The sequence below is a fragment of the Pelagibacterium sp. H642 genome (assembly GCF_031202855.1).
In the GTDB taxonomy this organism is placed as follows: Bacteria; Pseudomonadota; Alphaproteobacteria; order Rhizobiales; family Devosiaceae; genus Pelagibacterium.
In genome coordinates this window covers 1,855,317-1,871,260 of sequence record NZ_CP101829.1, presented here as the reverse complement: position 1 = coordinate 1,871,260, position 15,944 = coordinate 1,855,317, and the positions used below count along the sequence as shown (strand labels likewise).

General features: G+C 63.9%; 12 protein-coding genes. 3 read left to right on the top strand and 9 right to left on the bottom strand.

The window, feature by feature from the left end; all coding sequences use genetic code 11:
- Nucleotides 1-51: 51 nt before the first annotated feature.
- From NO934_RS09210 to NO934_RS09195, 4 genes are all read right to left on the bottom strand, one after another.
- A complete protein-coding gene (locus NO934_RS09210; protein ID WP_309159663.1) occupies nucleotides 52-936 on the bottom strand; it encodes a F0F1 ATP synthase subunit gamma in 885 nt (294 codons plus the stop codon).
- Between the two features lie 36 nt (nucleotides 937-972).
- Complete coding sequence (gene atpA, locus NO934_RS09205; RefSeq protein WP_309159662.1) at nucleotides 973-2,505, bottom strand: F0F1 ATP synthase subunit alpha; 1,533 nt, start codon at nucleotides 2,503-2,505, stop codon at nucleotides 973-975.
- Nucleotides 2,505-3,065 (bottom strand): F0F1 ATP synthase subunit delta, encoded by a 561-nt coding sequence (locus NO934_RS09200; protein ID WP_309159661.1) that lies wholly within the window; start codon nucleotides 3,063-3,065, stop codon nucleotides 2,505-2,507. Before NO934_RS09200 ends, atpA begins: the two co-directional genes overlap by 1 nt.
- 236 nt (nucleotides 3,066-3,301) lie before the next feature.
- Nucleotides 3,302-5,467, bottom strand: a complete 2,166-nt coding sequence (locus tag NO934_RS09195; RefSeq protein WP_309159660.1) for a primosomal protein N' — start codon at nucleotides 5,465-5,467, stop codon at nucleotides 3,302-3,304.
- A gap of 104 nt (nucleotides 5,468-5,571) precedes the next feature.
- Between NO934_RS09195 and NO934_RS09190 the strand changes: the two genes are divergently transcribed.
- Both NO934_RS09190 and NO934_RS09185 read left to right on the top strand, forming a co-directional pair.
- Nucleotides 5,572-6,501 (top strand): tyrosine recombinase XerC, encoded by a 930-nt coding sequence (locus NO934_RS09190; protein WP_309159659.1) that lies wholly within the window; start codon nucleotides 5,572-5,574, stop codon nucleotides 6,499-6,501.
- Nucleotides 6,502-6,654: 153 nt separating this feature from the next.
- The gene (locus NO934_RS09185) at nucleotides 6,655-7,635 is read left to right on the top strand and encodes a DMT family transporter (protein WP_309159658.1); all 981 of its coding nucleotides are present in this window, start codon (nucleotides 6,655-6,657) and stop codon (nucleotides 7,633-7,635) included.
- Here NO934_RS09185 and NO934_RS20645 read toward each other — a convergent pair.
- Nucleotides 7,607-7,867 carry a DUF3693 domain-containing protein gene (locus NO934_RS20645; protein WP_375143244.1) on the bottom strand — a complete coding sequence of 87 codons (261 nt, stop codon included), beginning with the start codon at nucleotides 7,865-7,867 and terminating at the stop codon, nucleotides 7,607-7,609. The genes NO934_RS09185 and NO934_RS20645 overlap by 29 nt on opposite strands.
- Here NO934_RS20645 and NO934_RS09180 point away from each other — a divergent pair.
- Nucleotides 7,818-9,254 (top strand): hypothetical protein, encoded by a 1,437-nt coding sequence (locus NO934_RS09180; protein ID WP_375143243.1) that lies wholly within the window; start codon nucleotides 7,818-7,820, stop codon nucleotides 9,252-9,254. The genes NO934_RS20645 and NO934_RS09180 overlap by 50 nt on opposite strands.
- Nucleotides 9,255-9,727: 473 nt before the next feature.
- Here NO934_RS09180 and lpdA read toward each other — a convergent pair whose 3' ends face one another.
- The 4 genes from lpdA to NO934_RS09160 form a co-directional block, all read right to left on the bottom strand.
- Nucleotides 9,728-11,134 (bottom strand): dihydrolipoyl dehydrogenase, encoded by a 1,407-nt coding sequence (gene lpdA, locus NO934_RS09175; RefSeq protein ID WP_309159656.1) that lies wholly within the window; start codon nucleotides 11,132-11,134, stop codon nucleotides 9,728-9,730.
- Between the two features lie 67 nt (nucleotides 11,135-11,201).
- The gene (locus NO934_RS09170) at nucleotides 11,202-11,591 is read right to left on the bottom strand and encodes an MAPEG family protein (protein ID WP_309159655.1); all 390 of its coding nucleotides are present in this window, start codon (nucleotides 11,589-11,591) and stop codon (nucleotides 11,202-11,204) included.
- A gap of 63 nt (nucleotides 11,592-11,654) precedes the next feature.
- Nucleotides 11,655-12,887 carry a 2-oxoglutarate dehydrogenase complex dihydrolipoyllysine-residue succinyltransferase gene (gene odhB, locus NO934_RS09165; RefSeq protein WP_309159654.1) on the bottom strand — a complete coding sequence of 411 codons (1,233 nt, stop codon included), beginning with the start codon at nucleotides 12,885-12,887 and terminating at the stop codon, nucleotides 11,655-11,657.
- Between the two features lie 64 nt (nucleotides 12,888-12,951).
- Complete coding sequence (locus NO934_RS09160; RefSeq protein WP_309159653.1) at nucleotides 12,952-15,939, bottom strand: 2-oxoglutarate dehydrogenase E1 component; 2,988 nt, start codon at nucleotides 15,937-15,939, stop codon at nucleotides 12,952-12,954.
- Nucleotides 15,940-15,944 lie beyond the last annotated feature (5 nt).

The following is a 15,944-nucleotide window of genomic DNA, read 5'->3' as shown; positions in this document are numbered from 1 at the left end:
CTAAGGAAAAGTTGCAGACTTTTCCGTTGGGGAACGCGAGAGCCTAAATTGCTAGAGCGCCTCGGCGCCCGAAATAATTTCGATCAGTTCCTTGGTGATCTGCGCCTGACGCTGGCGGTTGTAGCTCAGCTGCAACTTGGTGATCAGCTCACCGGCATTGCGGGTGGCGTTGTCCATCGCCGTCATCTGCGCGCCAAAGAACGAGGCGTTGTTCTCGAGCAGCGCCCGGAAGATCTGCACGCTCACATTGCGCGGCAGCAGGTCTTCGAGGATCGCCTCCTCGTCGGGCTCGTATTCGTAGATCGCCGCGCCGGCCTTGATCTCCTCGCCCTCGGCCTTGTCGAACTTGGCCGGAATGAGCTGCTGGGCGGTCGGCACCTGGGAGATGACCGACTGGAAGCGCGAATAGAACAGCGTCGCCACGTCGAACTCGCCGGCTTCATAAAGCGCGAGGATCTTTTCCCCGATGCCCTGGGCCGTGGCGTAGCCGAGCTGCTTGACGTCGCGCAGCGAGATCTGCTCGGTGATGTTTTTCGAAAGGCCGCGCTTCAGGATATCGGCGCCCTTCTTGCCCACCGTCAGGATCTTGACGGTCTTGCCCTCGGCGATCAGCCGCTGGGCATGCTCGCGCGCCATGCGGGCGATCGAGGAGTTGAAGCCGCCGGCCAGCCCGCGCTCGCCGGTCGCCACCACCAGAAGGTGCACGTCGTCCTTGCCCGTGCCCGCCAGGAGCGCCGGCGCGTCCGGACGGCCCTCATAGGCGGCGCCCAGCCCGGCCAGCACCTTTTCCATGCGCTCGGCATAGGGGCGCGCGGCTTCGGCGGCGTCCTGGGCGCGGCGGAGCTTGGCCGCCGCGACCATCTGCATGGCCTTGGTGATCTTCTGGGTCGACTTGACCGAGTTGATCCGGTTCTTGAGGTCTTTCAAAGAGGGCATTGCGCCGAAAGCTCCTTGCCAGCCGATCCGCCGGTCTTAAGCGGTATAGGTCTTCTTGAAGGCGTCGAGCGCAGACTTGAGCCGATCCTTGATCCCGTCGGAAAGCGCCTTTTCCTGGGCAATGTCACCCAGAAGGTCGGCATGCTTGCTGCGAAGCGTGGAGAGCAGCGCCTTTTCGAACGCCTGCACGCCGCGCACCGGAAGATCGTCGAGATAGCCGTTGACGCCGGCATAGATCACAGCGACCTGCTCTTCGGTCTTGAGCGGGGAGAACTGGGGCTGCTTCAAAAGCTCGGTCAGACGCGCGCCACGGTTCAGCAGGCGCTGGGTCGCAGCGTCGAGGTCCGAACCGAACTGGGCGAAGGCGGCCATTTCGCGATACTGGCTGAGCTCGCCCTTGATCGAGCCGGCAACCTGCTTCATCGCCTTGACCTGAGCGGACGAACCCACGCGGGACACGGACAGACCAACGTTCACGGCCGGACGGATACCCTGGAAGAACAGGTTCGTCTCAAGGAAGATCTGGCCGTCGGTGATCGAGATCACGTTGGTCGGGATATAGGCCGAAACGTCGTTGGCCTGGGTTTCGATGATCGGCAGGGCGGTCAGCGAACCGGCACCGTGGTTTTCGTTCATCTTGGCAGCGCGTTCGAGAAGGCGGCTGTGCAGATAGAACACGTCGCCCGGATAGGCTTCACGTCCGGGAGGACGACGCAGCAGCAGGCTCATCTGGCGGTAGGCGACGGCCTGCTTGGAAAGGTCGTCATAGGCGATCACGGCATGCATGCCGTTGTCGCGGAAATATTCGCCGATGGCGCAGCCGGTGAACGGCGCCAGGAACTGCATCGGCGCCGGGTCCGAAGCGGTCGCGGCAACCACGATCGAATATTCGAGCGCGCCATTGTCCTCCAGCATCTTGACGAACTGGGCAACGGTCGAGCGCTTCTGGCCCACCGCGACATAGACGCAGTAGAGCTTGTCGTTCTCGCGGTTTTCCTGGTGCGCGGGCTTCTGGTTGAGGAAGGTGTCCAGAACGATGGCGGTCTTGCCGGTCTGGCGGTCACCGATCACCAGCTCGCGCTGGCCGCGGCCGATGGGGATCAGCGCGTCGATGGCCTTCAAACCGGTCGACATCGGCTCGTGCACGGATTTGCGCGGCAGAATGCCCGGTGCCTTGACGTCCACGCGGCGGCGCTCGGTGTATTCGATCGGACCCTTGCCGTCGATCGGATTGCCCAGCCCGTCCACGACACGGCCCAGCAGGCCCATGCCCACGGGGGTGTCGACGATCGCGCCGGTGCGCTTGACGGTGTCGCCTTCCTTGATGTCGCGGTCGGACCCGAAGATCACGACGCCGACATTGTCGGCTTCCAGGTTCTGGGCCATGCCCTTGATGCCGCCGGGGAATTCGACCAGCTCGCCGGCCTGCACCTTGTCCAGCCCGAAGACGCGCGCGATGCCGTCACCCACGCTGAGCACCTGCCCGACCTCGGAAACCTGGGCTTCCTTGCCGAAATCCTTGATCTGGTCTTTGAGGATCGCGGAAATTTCCGCAGCTTTGATATCCATTAGCTGACCCCTTTCATGGCGATCTTCATGGCCGAAAGTTTTGTCTTGAGGGAGGTGTCGATCATCTGGCTGCCGACCTTGACGATAAGGCCGCCGATCAGGCTTTCATCGACACGCGTATTGAGGGAGACGTCCTTGCCGATCTTGTCCTTGAGGACGGCGGCGAGTTCGCTTTGCTGTTGGTCGGACAAAGGCGCTGCCGAAGTCACTTCGGCGCTCACTTCGTTCCGGGCCTCGGCGGCGAGGCGCTTGAATTCGGCGATGATCTCCGAAAGCGCGAACAGCCGGCCGTTCTGGGCGACGACCTTGAGCGTGTTGGCAACCAACTCGACCGGACCGGTCTTTTCGATCACCGAATTGAGCGCGGCGCTCTTGGCATCGGTCGCGATGGTGGGGCTGAACAGGAACCGGGAGAAATCGTCCGAGGACTGGATCAAATCCGCGATGGCATCGAGATCGGCTTCCACGGCCGGGACCGAGCCCGCTTCGCTTGCCAGGTCGAAAAGCGCCGACGCATAGGGCCGCGCGATCTTTGAGAGAACGGATCGTGGTGCGCTCAAGCCTTCATAACCCCGCTGCTTGCCCCGCCCTAGGTCGTCGTCATCGCCGAAATCTCGGCGGCGGCGGCATCTGGTTCTGTTGATCTGGTATTCACAAAGAGCAGCCGAGACGAAGGACCTGCCCTGAAATTCCGGGGTGGCCTTACCATGACGAAAACGCCCGCGCAAGCGGATCAAGGCCAAATCGCGGCGACCCAAATGTCGCATTTCTCTTATCTTGAGCCGGCCAGCCTAGATCAATAAAAACTCATGGGATCGATATCGACCTGAACCCTGAGATTTCCCTTGGCGGCAGGCCCGTTTTCCAGCCAGAATCGCACATAGCCCGAAAGGTCGAAATCCTTGGGGCTTTGCACAAGAATCCGCACCCTGTGCCGCCCGCGCACCATGGCCACGGGCGCGTCCGCCGGCCCGAAGCGGCTGACATTTGCCGCCAGCGGCGCCGCCGCCATCAACGCCCTGGCATAGCCCATGGTCTCTGTATGCTCGTTGCCCGAAACGATCAGCGCGGCGAGCCGCCCGAACGGCGGCAGCCCGCCCTGCCGGCGCACCTCCAGCTCATGGGCGTAGAACCCTTCGCGGTCCCCGCTGATCATCGCCCGCATCACCGCGTGGTCGGGATGATAGGTCTGGAGGAACGCCTTGCCCGACCGCGATTCGCGCCCCGCGCGTCCGGTGACCTGCGTTAAAATCTGAAACGTCTTTTCCGCCGCCCGCGGATCGCCATGGGCCAGCCCCAGATCGGCATCGATCACCCCCACCAGCGACAACTTTTCGAAATGGTGCCCCTTGGCCACCAATTGCGTGCCGATGATGATGTCGTATTCCCCGCGCGCGATCTCGGCGAAGCGGTCGCGGATCTGGCGCATCGAGCCCATATCGGACGAGAGCACCACCGGCCGCGCGCCGGGAAAGCGCTCGGCGACCTCCTCGGCCAGCCTTTCGATCCCCGGCCCCACCGCCACCAGCGAATCCGTCGCCCCGCAGGCGCCGCACACTTCGGGCGCCCGCTCTTCGTGCCCGCAATGGTGGCACATCAAAACGCCCCGGAATCGGTGCTCGACCAGCCAGGTCGAGCAGTCCGGGCACTGATACTGATGCCCGCAGGCCCGGCACAGGGTCAGCGGCGCATATCCGCGCCGGTTCAAAAACAGCAGCGCCTGTTCGCCCCGATCGAGCGCATCGAACACCGCCCGCGCCAGCTTCGGGGCGATCCATTGGCCCTTTTCCGGCCCGTCGGCCCGCATGTCGATGGCGGTGATGTCGGGCAGCGCCGCATCCGCGAAACGGCTTTCGAGCCGCACATGCGCGTAACGCCCCGTCTCGGCATTGTTGCGCGATTCGACAGAGGGGGTGGCCGAGGAGAGCAGCACCCGCGCATCGGCCAGCGAGGCGCGCACCACCGCCATGTCGCGCCCGTGATAGTTCACCCGGTCGGCCTGCTTGAACGCCCCGTCATGTTCCTCGTCGAGGACGAACAGCCCCAGCTCGCGAAACGGCAGGAATAGCGCCGACCGCGCCCCGATCACCGCCCGCACTTCGCCCGTCAGCACCCCGCGCCACACCCGCGCCCTTTGCACCGGCGTCATTTCCGAATGCCATTCGGCGGCCCGCTGCCCGAAGCGCTTTTCGAACCGGTCGAGGAAGGTGTGGGTCAAGGCAATCTCGGGCAGGATGATCGCCACCTGCCTGCCGGCCCTCAGCGTATCGGCCACCGCCTCGAAGAACACTTCGGTCTTGCCCGACCCGGTGATGCCGTCGAGCAATGCCACCGAAAATCCGCCATTGTCATGGGCGCGGATTTTCTCGATCGCCGCCTGCTGCGCCGGGGAAAGCCTGGCCGGCGCGAAGTCGGGCTCGGGCGGCAGCACGGGCGGAGGCGCCGGTATTTCCACCGCCTCGAGGCACCCCGATTTCACCAACCCGTCGACCACCGCCGTCGAAACCCCCGCCGCCCCGATCAGCGCCGGCTTGGCCCAGGGGTAGCCGTCCTCCATCACCGAAAGCACCCGGGCCCGCGCCTCGGTCATGCGCTCGGGTTCGGGGCCGGTTCTCTTATACGCGATGATCGGACGTGGCGGGTCCAGCGCCTCCCGGCTCCTCAGCGCACCGCGCAGCACCATCCCCGGCTGGGCCAGCGTATAGCGCGCCACCCAGTCGACGGTCTTTAAAAGCTCGTCGGAAAGCGGCGGCACCTCGAAGGCGTGCGCGATGTCCTTGAGCCGGTTATGGGCGAAATTGTCTTTCGGCTCTCCCCACACCACTCCCAGCGTCGGCCGTGGCCCCAGCGGCACGACGACGATCGAGCCGCGCTCGACCGCCATCCCCTCGGGCACCCGATAGGAATAGGGGCCGTCGACGGCGACCGAAACCATCACTGATACGACTGGGCCAAGGGACATAGGGGAAAAGCGAACGAAACGGGATCAGGCCGCCTAACATAGTGCGCTGGCGCGATTCGGCCAGTCCCCGTTTTGGTAACCTCTTTGCGCTTAGACTGGCCGCCATGACCGATACCGGCTTTGCCATTTCCGCCCCCCTGCGCAGCCACGTCACCGCCTGGCAGCGCGAGCTTGCAACCATAAGGCGCCTCTCGCCCAAGACGGTTGAGGCCTATGGCCGCGATCTCGACCAGTTCATGGCCTTTCTCTCCGCCCATATCGGCGGCACTGTCGACCTTGGCGATCTCAAACAGCTTCGCCCCGCCGATCTGCGCGCCTTCCTTGCCGCCCGCCGCCGCGCTGATATCGGCTCGCGCAGCCTCGCCCGCGCGCTTTCGGGGGTAAAATCCTTCTTCACATATCTGGAACGCGAAGGCGTCATGGCCCTCGAAGCGCTCTCTGTGGTGCGCACCCCCAAATTGCCGCGTGGCCTGCCCAAACCGCTTTCGGCCTCCGAGGCCAAAGCGGTCGGCCCGGCCACCCATGAGATGGAAGTTCGCCCCTGGATCGCCGCCCGCGACGTGGCGGTCATCTCCCTTTGCTACGGCGCCGGCCTGCGCATTTCGGAAGCCCTGGCGCTGACCCGCGCCGATCTCGACGGCTCGGCGCTGCGGGTCGTGGGCAAGGGCAACAAGGTGCGCCTCGTCCCGCTGATCGCCCCGGTCCGCGCCGCCATCGAGGATTACCTCCGCCTCTGCCCCTTCGCCGTCGGCGCCAATGACCCCATGTTCCGCGGCGTTCGCGGCGGCCCCTTGAGCCCGCGCCTCATCCAGCTTCGGCTCGAAGAGCTTCGCGGCGCGCTCGGGCTTCCCGCCTCGGCGACCCCGCATGCCCTGCGCCATTCCTTTGCCACCCACCTTTTGGCCGGCGGCGGAGATTTGCGCGCCATCCAGGAGCTTTTGGGCCACGCCTCGCTCTCGACCACCCAGATCTACACCCATATCGACGGCGAACGCCTGCTCGAAGCCTATCGCTCCGCACATCCGCGGTCGTAAACGCCGTCTTGGCGTGTGTGAATTTGCTGCGGGAACCGTTCAGGATTTGAATTGCATCAAATCCTCGGTTCCAACCCATTGTTTGTCGCGTGCCCGAACGCAAAACCGTTCCACTTTTGCTGGACACGCTCTATAGCCTGACAACACCCCTTTATGGCCGATATGCACACCATGCCCCCCTCCCCCCTCCGCGATCAGAACATCGGCCTGGCCCTCGCCGCCCTCGGCGCCGCCCTCTTTGCCACCAAGGGCATTTTCGTCAAACTCGCCTACGCCCAGGGCCTTGATGCGCTTACGGTTCTGGCCTGGCGCATGATCCTGGCCGTGCCGTTTTTCCTCGCTTTCGGCCTCCTCGCTTATCGCGACCGCCGCCGGGGAAAAGGCCGCCATGCCAATGAAAAGGTTCCGCCCCGATCGGTCTTCGGCGCCGTGCTCATCGGCATCATGGGCTATTATGGCGCGAGCCTTCTCGATTTTCTCAGCCTCGACCTCATCACCGCCCAGCTCAACCGCCTGGTTTTGCTCACTTACCCCTTCATCGTCCTGGTCCTGGGCGCGGTCTTGTTCCGCCGGCGCCTCACCGCCCCGGTGATCGGCGCCGCTCTGCTCGCCTATCTGGGCATCGCCATCATCTTCGGCCATGACATGGTGATCGAGGGCGACACGGTTCTGGCCGGCACCGCGCTCGCCCTCGCCAGCGCCCTGGCCTATGCGCTCTATCAGCTTTTCGCCAAGCCGCTGATCGACGTGCTCGGGCCGCGCCTGTTCACCGCCATCGCCATGACGGCGGCGGGCGTCATGGTGCTGGTCCATTTCTTTTGGACCCATCCGTTTTCCGCCCTGGCGATCGCGCCGGACACCTTCTGGATTCTCCTTGCCCTTGCGCTCGCCGCCACCGTCGCGCCGGTGCTGCTGATCGCCGCCGCCATCGGCTCGATCGGCGCCGAAAGGACGGCGGTTTTCGGCAATATCTCCCCGATTTTGACCATCATTCTGGCCATTATCGTTCTGGGCGAACCCTTTACGGCGATCCACGGTGCCGGAACCGCACTGGTAATTTGCGGCATTTTGCTGTTCACTCGTCTCACCACGCAACCGGCAATTGCTAGCCGCGAAGAGGGACCAATCTCATGAAAAGAACCGGGTTGATGATGGGCGGCGCCGTGCTTGCCCTTGGACTTGCCTTGGGCGGACCGGCATTCTCCCAGGACATTGATTTCGGCGACGATTCGAGCACCTTCGCCAACGACCAGCAATGCGACGACCCGCGCTTCGAAGGCCCGGGCGCCGCCATGGTGCTCAGCCCGGTCGACGAGATGCGTGATGCGACCGACTGCCAGGCCGCCTTCGAAGCCGGCGAGGTCACCCTTGTCGCCGAAGACGAAACCGAAGAGCCCGCCCCTGCCCCCGACGCTCCGGCAACCGCTGCGGCGCCGGCCGAAGGCGAGATCGATTTCGGCGATGATTCGGGCAATTGGGCCAATGACGGCGAATGCGACGACCCGCGCTTCGGCGGCGGCCTCGAAAGCCATCTTCTGGCCGACGCAACCGACTGCCGCACCGCCTATGAGGCCGGCGAGGTAACCTTTGCGCCCCAGGAGAGCGCGGACGCCGGCGTCACGGACGGCGAAATCGACTTCGGCGACGATTCTGGCAACTGGGCCAATGATGGCGAATGCGACGACCCGCGCTTCGGGGGCGCCCTCACCAGCCACGAATTGGCCGATGCCACCGACTGCCGCAATGCCTATGAAGCCGGCGAAGTGACCTACACGCCCGCCGGAGAGGCCGACACCCAAACCGGCGCCACCGATGGCGAGATCGATTTCGGCGATGATTCCGGCTCGTTCGCCAATGACGGCGAATGTGACGATCCCCGCTTCGGCGGCGCGCTCACCAGCCATGAGCTGGCCGACGCCACCGACTGCCAGGCCGCTTACGAAGCCGGCGATGTCACTTATAGCGGCGAGACGGGCACCGACACCGGCGGCGAAATCTCGATCGACGACATCGATTTCGGCGACGATTCGGGCACCTGGGCCAATGACGGCGAATGCGACGACCCCCGTTTCGGCGGCGGCCTCACCAGCCACGAACTGGCCGACGCCACCGATTGCCGCAACGCCTATGAGGCCGGCGAAGTCACCTTTAGCGGTGAGACCGGCGCAGCGGGCGGGGATCCCATCGTGATCGATGGCATCGACTTTGGCGACGATTCGGGCACCTATTCGCTGGACAACGAATGCGACGATCCGCGCTTTACCGGCTCGGGCGTCGGCGTGGCTCTGGACGATCACCTGATGGCCGATGCCACCGACTGTTCCACAGCCTATGAGGATGGCACCGTCACGCTGGATGAAAACCAAGGGTCGGGAGAATCCATCGTCGTCGACGACATCGATTTCGGCGACGATTCGGGCAATTGGGCCAATGACGGCGAATGCGACGACCCGCGCTTTACCGGTTCGGGCGTGGGCGTTGCTCTTGACGACCACCTGATGGCCGATGCCACCGACTGTTCGACGGCCTATGAGGATGGCACGGTGACCCTTGAGGGCGATGCCGGGTCCGATGAGGACTTCCGCATCAATTTCGGTGACGATTCCAGCGCCTCGGCCAATGACGGCGTCTGCGACGATCCCCGCTTCCAGGGCCGCGGCGGCGCCTCCGAACTCCGGAACGCCAACCTGATGGCCGACGCCACCGACTGCCGCGCCGCCTACGATGCCGGCACGGTGACCTACAACCCGTAGGAGCGTGAAAAGCATGTCCCCGGCTTGGCCGGGGACGGAAACTGGTTTTGCGGTTCGGACACGCGACCAAACAATGAGTGAGCGGATCATTCACCAAACCTAAGGGCCGCATCCCCGATGCGGCCCTTTCTTTTGGCAACCACAAACGCCAGGTCATCCCGGCCGAAGAGCCGGGATCCAGTAACCGGCAGAGACAAAGCAAGCCTCATGCGCTGCCGCAAGCGGTGCGGCGCGTGAGGCCAAAAAGGACGAGGCAACGCCGAGGACCCCGCGCGACGTTTCGCGCGCCCCGCCGGAGGACCAGCGAAAGCCATAGGGCGGTTCTAGCCCGTCATGGCTTTCGCGGTGCGGCCCGCGAGGCCAAAGAGAACGAGGCAAAGCCGAGAACCCCGGCGAACGTTTTCGCCGCCCCATCGGAGGGCCAGCGAAAGCCATAGGGCGGATTCATGGCTTTCGCGGAGCGGCCCGTGAGATCAAATATGTATCGACCCGTCGCCCAGCCCGAGCGCCGCTTCGCGGACCGCCTCGCTCATTGTGGGGTGCGCATGGCAGGTCCGGGCCAGATCCTCGGCCGAACCGCCGAATTCCATGAGCACGGCCGCCTCGTGGATCATTTCGCCGGCCCCCTTGCCCACGATATGGCAACCCAGCACCCGGTCGGTGGCCTTGTCGGCGAGGATCTTGACGAAGCCCTGCGTCGCCAGCATGGCCTTGGCGCGGCCATTGGCGGTGAAGGGGAATTTGGCGGCCTTGTATTCGATCCCCTCGGCCTTCAGATCCTCTTCGGTCTTGCCCACCGATGCCACTTCGGGATTGGTGTAGACGACGCCGGGGATCACGCCGTAATTGACGTGCCCGGCCTGGCCGGCAAGGATTTCGGCCACCGCGATCCCCTCATCCTCGGCCTTGTGCGCCAGCATGGGCCCGGCGATCACGTCGCCGATGGCATAGATGCCTTCCACATTGGTCTTGTAGTGGGCGTCGGTCACCACCCGCCCGCGCTTGTCGCGCTCGACGCCGATCTCCTCGAGGCCCAGCCCCTCGGTGAACGGCACGCGTCCGATGGCGACCAGGGCGATGTCGGTGGAAAGCGTCGTCGCCTCCCCGCCGGCGGCCGGCTCGATCGTGACGTTAAGCCCGGCATCGGTCTTTTCGATGCCCGTCACCTTGGTGCCCAGCTTGAACTCGAACCCCTGCTTGCCCAGCATGCGCTGGAACTGCTTGGCAACGTCGAGATCCATGCCCGGCAGGATGCGGTCGAGGAACTCGACCACCGTGACCTTGGCCCCCAGCCGCGCCCAGACCGAGCCCAGTTCCAGCCCGATCACGCCGGCCCCGATCACCAACAGGTTCCCGGGCACCTTGTCGAGTTTGAGCGCCCCGGTGGAGGTGACGATCTTTTCCTCGTCGATCTCGATCCCCGGCAAGCTTGCCGAAACCGAACCGGTGGCGATGACGATGTTTTTGGTTTCGATCTCGGTTGTCACCCCGTCATCGCCGCTCACGGCCACCTTGCCGGCGGCGACGATCCTTCCGGTGCCTTTAAAGGCGGTGATCTTGTTCTTCTTGAACAGATATTCGATGCCGCCGGTGTTTGACGCCACCGTATCGTCCTTGTGCGCCATCATCGCCGAGAGGTTGAGCGTGGGCGCGCCCACCTCGATCCCCAATTGCGGAAAGCTGTGGCTGGCCTCCTCGAAAAGTTCGGAGGCGTGCAGCAGGGCCTTGGAGGGAATGCAGCCGATATTGAGGCAGGTGCCTCCAAAGCTCGGCCATTTTTCAACGACAGCCACCTTCATGCCAAGCTGGGCGGCACGCACCGCGCAGACATAGCCCCCCGGCCCCGTGCCGATGATGGTGAGATCGAAAGTTTCGGCCATGATGCCTTGTCCTTCTCGGCTGCCGCGCCTTGGCGCGAAGTCACATGAAATATTCCCGATGCGGGGATCAGAAGACGATCCCCACAAACATCAGAAGTAGTCCGATGCACGCGCCGGTAAACACCAGCGAACGCAGATAGGGTATGCCCATGAGGTAGAGCGGGATGTAGGCGAGGCGGAAGACCAGATAGAGCCCCGCCCCCCATTGGGTGAGCCAGTTCGATATCCCCGCAACGCTCGCCGCCAGCGCCAGGACGAGGAAGGCGGGCCAGGTCTCGAGAAAATTGCGCAACGCCCGTTCGGCGCGCCCGCCCACGACGCTCAGATCACGCCGTTCGTCGCGGGGTCCGGCATTGTACGCACTGCCCAGGTCGCGGGTCAGAAATCCAGCCTGGAGGCCGATGTGGATGAACAAAATCAACACCGACCAAACCGCAAGCGTCAATTCAAGGTTCAACACCATCTCCTCGGGCTCAACACGACCCGCCAAAACGGCAGGGTTGGCACCCCGCCATCGCCCTTAAAGATCGAGCACCAGACGCTGCGGATCCTCGAGGCTCTCCTTGACGCGGACCAGAAACGTCACCGCTTCCTTGCCGTCGACGATCCGGTGGTCATAGCTCAGAGCCAGATACATCATCGGCCGCACGACCACCTGACCACCCACGACCACCGGGCGTTCCTGGATCTTGTGCATGCCCAGAATACCCGATTGCGGGGCGTTGAGGATGGGGGTCGACATCAGCGAACCATAGACGCCGCCATTGGAAATGGTGAAGGTGCCGCCCTGCATGTCGGCCATCGAAAGCTCTCCATCCCGCGCCGCCTTGCCCAGCCGCGCGATCTCCTTTTCGATCTCGGCGATGGTCATCTGATCGGCATCGCGCACCACCGGCACCACGAGCCCCTTGTCGGTCCCCACCGCCACCCCGATATGGGCGAAGTTCTTGTAGATGATGTCGGTGCCGTCGATCTCGGCATTGACCGCCGGGATCTCCTTTAAAGCATGCACCACGGCCTTGGTGAAAAAGCCCATGAAGCCGAGCTTGACGCCGTGCTTTTTCTCGAACAGCTCCTTGTAGGAATTGCGCAGATCCATCACCGGCTTCATGTCCACCTCGTTGAAGGTGGTGAGCATGGCGGCGGTGTTCTGGGCGTCCTTCAAACGCTTGGCGATGGTCTGGCGCAGCCGGGTCATCTTGACCCGCTCCTCGCGGCTTGCATCCTCCTGCTTTGAGGGTGCGCGCGTCTGGGCCGGCTGAGCGGTGGCAGGCGCCGGTTGGGCGCTGGTGCGCTCGAGTGCCTTGAACACGTCTTCCTTGAGCACCTGGCCGCGCTTGCCCGATCCTTCGACCGAAGAGGGATCGACATCGCGCTCCGCCATCAGCTTGGCAGCCGAAGGGGCCGGGGGCATTTCGGTCTTGGCGGCGGGCGCCGGAGTTTCGGCGGGCTTGGGCGCCTCGGCGGGCTTGGCCGCTTCCGCCTTGGGCTCTTCGGCCTGCTTGGCAGGGGCGGCGCCGGCGGCGATCGCCGCGATCAGCGCACCCACTTCGACCGTATCGCCTTCATTGACCGAAATGGCTTCGATCGTGCCCGACACCGGGGCGGGCACTTCGATGGTCACCTTGTCGGTTTCCAGCTCCACGATCGGCTCGTCGGCCGAAACCGCATCCCCCACCTTCTTGAACCATTGCCCGATCGTCGCTTCGGTGACGCTTTCCCCAAGGGTAGGAACCCGGACTTCAGTGGACATCTGCTATATCCTTTCTCGCAGCGCGTGGACCCGGCACTGACAGCCGGGCAGCGGCAAAACACTGTTACTCGAAGGCCTCGTCCAGGAACGCCTGGAGCTGGGCGACATGGGTGCGCATCAGCCCGGTCGCGGTCGAAGCCGATGCCGGCCGGCCCACATAGCGCGGACGCGCCCCGGGCTGCCCCATCTGCTCGAGCACCCACTCGATATAGGGTTGAACGAAACTCCAGGCGCCCATGTTCTTGGGTTCTTCCTGGCACCAGACGATCTCGGCATTGCGGAAGCGGCTGAGTTCATCGATCAGCGCCTTGGCCGGGAACGGGTAGAGCTGTTCGAGCCGCATCAGATAGACATCGTTGATGCCGCGCTTTTCGCGATCTTCCAGCAGGTCGTAATAGACCTTGCCCGTGCACACCACGACACGTCGGATCTTGTCGTCGCCGACAAGGTTGACCTCGGTCTTGGGCACGCCCGGCGTTTCCGCATCGTCCCAGAGCAGGCGATGGAAGAACGTATCGGGGCCCAGCTCGCGCAGGCCGGACACCGCCCGCTTGTGGCGCAGCAGCGATTTGGGCGTCATGATGATCAGCGGCTTGCGGAAGTCGCGCTTGAGTTGCCGGCGCAGGGCGTGAAAATAATTGGCCGGCGTCGTGCAGTTGAGTACCTGCATATTGTCTTCGGCGCAAAGCTGCAGGAAGCGCTCCGGGCGTGCCGAGGAGTGCTCGGGGCCCTGGCCCTCATAGCCATGGGGCAGCAGCATCACCAGCCCACTCATGCGCAGCCATTTGCGTTCGCCCGCCGCGATGAACTGGTCGATCACCACCTGCGCCCCATTGACGAAATCGCCGAACTGGGCCTCCCAGATGGTGAGCGCATTGGGCTCGGCCAGCGAATAGCCGTATTCGAACCCGAGCACCGCCTCTTCGGACAGCATCGAGTTGATGACTTCGTAGCGCGCCTGGCCGTCGGCTAGGTTGTTGAGCGGAGTATGGGTGGATTCGTTTTCCTGGTCGTAAAGCACCGAATGGCGCTGGCTGAACGTGCCGCGCTCCACATCCTGACCCGAAAGGCGGACCGGATGGCCTTCGTCGAGCAGGGTGGCAAAGGCGAGCGCTTCGGCGGTTGCCCAGTCGATCCCTTCGCCCTCGGTAATGATCTTCTTGCGGTTGTCCAGGAACCGCTGCACCGTGCGATGGACGTGAAAGCCCTGCGGCACCGCGCACAGCTTCTCGCCCAGCCCGGTGAGCTTTTCGATCTCGACCCCGGTCACCCCGCGCCGCGGCCCGTCCACCTCGGCAAGCTTGATGTTCTTCCAGGCGCCGTCGAGCCAGTCGGCCTTGTTGGGGCGATAATCCTGCCCCGCCTCGAACTCGCCTTCGAGCCGCGTGCGCCAATCGGCCTTGAGCTGCTCGAATTCCTCGGCCGATACCACGCCCTCGTCGATGAGCTTGTGCCCATAGATTTCCAGCGTCGTCTTGTGCCCGCGGATCGCCTTGTACATCAGCGGCTGGGTGAAACTGGGCTCATCACCTTCGTTGTGCCCGAACCGGCGGTAGCAGAACATGTCGATGACCACCGGCCGCCCAAATTTCTGGCGGAACTCGGTGGCGATCTTGGCGGCATAGACCACAGCTTCGGGATCGTCGCCATTGCAGTGGAACACCGGCGCCTCGATCATCTTGGCCACATCGGTGGGATAAGGCGAAGAGCGCGAGAAGTGCGGGCTCGTCGTAAACCCGATCTGGTTGTTGATGACGAAGTGGATCGACCCGCCCGTCCGATGCCCCTTGAGCCCCGAAAGCCCGAAGCATTCGGCAACCACGCCCTGGCCCGCGAAGGCGGCATCGCCATGGAGCAGCAGCGGAAGCACGGCCATGCGGTTGGTGTCCCGCGTATCGCGCACGAACCGCCCGTCAATGGCCGAAAGCTGATCCTGCTTGGCGCGCGCTTTGCCCAGCACCACCGGATCGACGATCTCGAGATGGGACGGGTTGGCGGTCAGCGAGAGATGCACCTTGTTGCCGTCGAACTCACGGTCCGAAGAAGCGCCCAAGTGATATTTGACGTCACCGGAACCCTCGACATCGTCGGGATAGAAGGCGCCGCCCTTGAATTCGTGAAACAGCGCCCTGTGCGGCTTGGCCATCAACTGAGTCAGAACATTGAGCCGGCCGCGATGGGCCATGCCCAGGACGATATCCTTGACCCCCAGCGCGCCGCCGCGCTTGACGATCTGTTCGAGCGCCGGAATCAGTGCTTCGCCGCCATCGAGCCCGAACCGCTTGGTGCCGGTATATTTGACGTCGAGGAATTTTTCGAACCCCTCGGCCTCGGCGAGCTTGTTGAGGATGGCGCGCTTGCCCTCGGGGGTGAAGCTGATTTCCTTGTCCGGGCCTTCGATCCGCTCCTGGATCCAGGCCTTGGCCTCGGGATCGGAGATGTGCATGAATTCGATGCCAAGCGTGCCGCAATAGGTGCGCTTGAGGATTTCGAGCATCTGCGGCACGGTCGCCGATTCCAGCCCGAGATAATTGTCGATGAAGATCTCGCGGTCGTAGTCGGCCTCGGTGAACCCATAGGTGGCCGGATCGAGCTCGGGCGCTTCTTCGCGTGTTTCCAGCCCCAGCGGATCGAGATTGGCATGCAGATGCCCGCGCATGCGATAGGCGCGGATCATCATTATGGCGTGAATGGAATCGCGGGTCGCCTGCATGATGGCTTGCGGCGAAACCTCCTGACCGGAGGCCCTGGCCTTTTCGCTCACCGCCTTCTGGGCCTTGACCGCCACGGCACCCCAATCGCCGTCGAGCGCCGAGACCAGTTCGCCATTGGTCGTGCGCGGCCAGTCACGCCGCTGCCAGCTCGGGCCGTCCGCGTTCTGCTTCACCTGATCGGCGCTGTCGGAAAGGTTGGAGAAGAACTCTGCCCAGCTCGGATCGACGCTTTTGGGATCGGCTTTGTAGCGGGCGTAGAGCGCCTCGATATAATCGGCGTTGCCGCCGTACAGAAAGGAGGTGAGGAGGAACGTTTCGTTCTGGTCCTGTCGTGCCATTTCAC